The sequence below is a fragment of the Shewanella sp. SM69 genome, assembly GCF_025653985.1.
GTDB lineage: Bacteria > Pseudomonadota > Gammaproteobacteria > Enterobacterales > Shewanellaceae > Shewanella > Shewanella oncorhynchi.
The window spans coordinates 1-1,926 of record NZ_JAKKRV010000045.1 but is presented as its reverse complement, the minus strand read 5'-3'; the positions used below and the strand labels follow the sequence as shown (position 1 = coordinate 1,926).

The window sequence follows — 1,926 nt, the reverse complement described above, 5'->3', positions numbered from 1 at the left end:
GATGGTTCAATGCCTGTTGTGGCTAGTTGGTTTACACGCACAGCAACAGGGCTGGGATAAGCATTTTCAGGCCAATACCATTGGGCATCGAACGGTACTCTCAACGATTCGCTTGGGATTGGAGGTACTCAGGCGGCCTGATTATCAAATCACGGAGAAAGAATTGCTGGCGGCCTGGGTATTATTCGCCAATCAGTTGCTCAAATATGGCTATGCTATGGCTGATTTATGAGGGGATCCTTCAGTACTCAGCTTGTTAACAACTCGTAGCTGATAGATTTTTTCGTGTAGATCTGAGTCTGCTTGCCGTCCTCTGTATTTCCCTTCCTCTTTGGCTTTCTTTATTCCTTCAGCCTGACGGCGCCGGCGATCTTGATAATCTTTTCTCGCGATAGCAGCTAGCATATCCATCATCATGCTATTTATCGCTTTGATCATCGATCCAGTAAATTCATTGGTGATTTGGGGAGAGAGTGCAATATGGCTGGTTGGCAAGTCCAGGCTAATCACTTTGAGTTCTTTCTCGTGCAGCATTTCTTTTAATGTGAACCAGCTTTTCTCATCCAGACGAGAAAGCCTGTCTATCTGTTCAATGATGATTGCATCGCCTTTCGCAGCATCATCAAGTAAACGAAGAAGTTCTGGTCTTTGCAGCGAAGCTCCTGATTCATTTTCGATGTACCATCCAGCTATACGAAATCCCTTCTCCTGTACAAACTTTTGTAAGGTGCTCTGTGCTCGTTTCGCATTTTGATCGCTAGTTGATGCCCTAAGATAGCCAAAGATGTACATAATCCGACCTAAGTGACATTTAAGTTATGACCTAACGGTGTGTGCCATATAGGTTATGACAAATATATAAAAACTGCCACTTTTTACATGTGATTTTGAAGTATACCTTATTGTCATGGTGTAGTTAACATTACTTTGATTTGGTATCTAACATCATATATTATTACTGTGTTAATTATTCACACAAATAGGTGGAAACATGTCACGGACAACCAGTGTTACTATCGGATCACAGTTAGATGAGTTTGTCGGTCAGCTTATTTCGTCAGGTCGCTACGGCTCGACAAGCGAAGTTGTTCGTTCTGCCTTACGACTATTAGAAAGACAAGAAAACCAGACCATAGCTTTGAAAATGGCGATTGAAGCTGGTGAGCAAAGTGGTGAATGCGCATTATCACTTCATGACATCGCTGCAATGGTGAAACAAAAGCACAATGTATAAACTTTCCAACCTTGCTGCCGAAGACTTTGAGCGAATTTTTGAATACACCTTATTGAACTTTGGTGTTAAGCAAGCGGATGACTATACAGTAAGTATGCATAAGGCTTTGTTGGCAATCACTGAGCAGCCTCTAACCCAGCGCATCAACTGATAAATTGATTTTTACAAGTTGCCCATATAGTTCGAGTAATTTAGATTCACTTTTTATGGTTTTCGCAGTATTGGCCAATTGATATTGAGACGTAATGGTTTGCAGCTTAGTAATAATTTCATTGCCAGTCTGTTTTAGCGTTTCGTACATAGTTTGATCAGCAGTATCTAGAAACCAGTTACGAGCATCTTGATCCATTTGCTTCATCTGTACGGTGACGGCATTAATTTCGGCAATGGCTTGCCAATTGATACCTTCAATCGATGATTTCATCACTTCTACATGCTGTGCCCTGAAGGATCCCCTCATAAATCAGCCATAGCATAGCCATATTTGAGCAACTGATTGGCGAATAATACCCAGGCCGCCAGCAATTCTTTCTCCGTGATTTGATAATCAGGCCGCCTGAGTACCTCCAATCCCAAGCGAATCGTTGAGAGTACCGTTCGATGCCCAATGGTATTGGCCTGAAAATGCTTATCCCAGCCCTGTTGCTGTGCGTGTAAACCAACTAGCCACAACAGGCATTGAACCATCAACG

General features: G+C 42.5%; 4 protein-coding genes and 2 pseudogenes. 3 read left to right on the top strand and 3 right to left on the bottom strand.

Going from position 1 to position 1,926, the window contains the following annotated elements; translation table 11 throughout:
• Positions 1-232 (top strand): annotated as a pseudogene (locus tag L5M37_RS23960) (IS4 family transposase); the annotation flags it as partial.
• Here the strand turns inward: L5M37_RS23960 and L5M37_RS23955 are convergent.
• The gene (locus L5M37_RS23955) at positions 211-792 is read right to left on the bottom strand and encodes a recombinase family protein (RefSeq protein ID WP_263201915.1); all 582 of its coding nucleotides are present in this window, start codon (positions 790-792) and stop codon (positions 211-213) included. The pseudogene L5M37_RS23960 and the gene L5M37_RS23955 overlap by 22 nt on opposite strands.
• A 199-nt stretch (positions 793-991) precedes the next feature.
• On the opposite strand from L5M37_RS23955, the gene L5M37_RS23950 reads away from it, so the two are divergent.
• Together L5M37_RS23950 and L5M37_RS23945 are read left to right on the top strand one after the other, a co-directional pair.
• On the top strand, positions 992-1,234 hold the full coding sequence (locus L5M37_RS23950; RefSeq protein ID WP_011074401.1) for a type II toxin-antitoxin system ParD family antitoxin: 243 nt from the start codon (positions 992-994) through the stop codon (positions 1,232-1,234).
• A complete protein-coding gene (locus tag L5M37_RS23945) occupies positions 1,227-1,385 on the top strand; it encodes a type II toxin-antitoxin system RelE/ParE family toxin (RefSeq protein WP_263179949.1) in 159 nt (52 codons plus the stop codon). Before L5M37_RS23950 ends, L5M37_RS23945 begins: the two co-directional genes overlap by 8 nt.
• Here L5M37_RS23945 and L5M37_RS23940 read toward each other — a convergent pair.
• Positions 1,365-1,658 (bottom strand): hypothetical protein, encoded by a 294-nt coding sequence (locus tag L5M37_RS23940; protein WP_263201914.1) that lies wholly within the window; start codon positions 1,656-1,658, stop codon positions 1,365-1,367. The genes L5M37_RS23945 and L5M37_RS23940 overlap by 21 nt on opposite strands.
• Positions 1,659-1,690: 32 nt before the next feature.
• A pseudogene (locus L5M37_RS23935) lies at positions 1,691-1,926 on the bottom strand (IS4 family transposase); the annotation flags it as partial.

Bases quoted from the DNA above. Each gene is read 5' to 3' on its own strand.
- L5M37_RS23955 (WP_263201915.1), bottom strand. From the start codon at position 792: ATGTACATCTTTGGCTATCTTAGGGCATCAACTAGCGATCAAAATGCG.
- L5M37_RS23950 (WP_011074401.1), top strand. From the start codon at position 992: ATGTCACGGACAACCAGTGTTACTATCGGATCACAGTTAGATGAGTTT.
- L5M37_RS23945 (WP_263179949.1), top strand. From the start codon at position 1,227: ATGTATAAACTTTCCAACCTTGCTGCCGAAGACTTTGAGCGAATTTTT.
- L5M37_RS23940 (WP_263201914.1), bottom strand. From the start codon at position 1,658: ATGAAATCATCGATTGAAGGTATCAATTGGCAAGCCATTGCCGAAATT.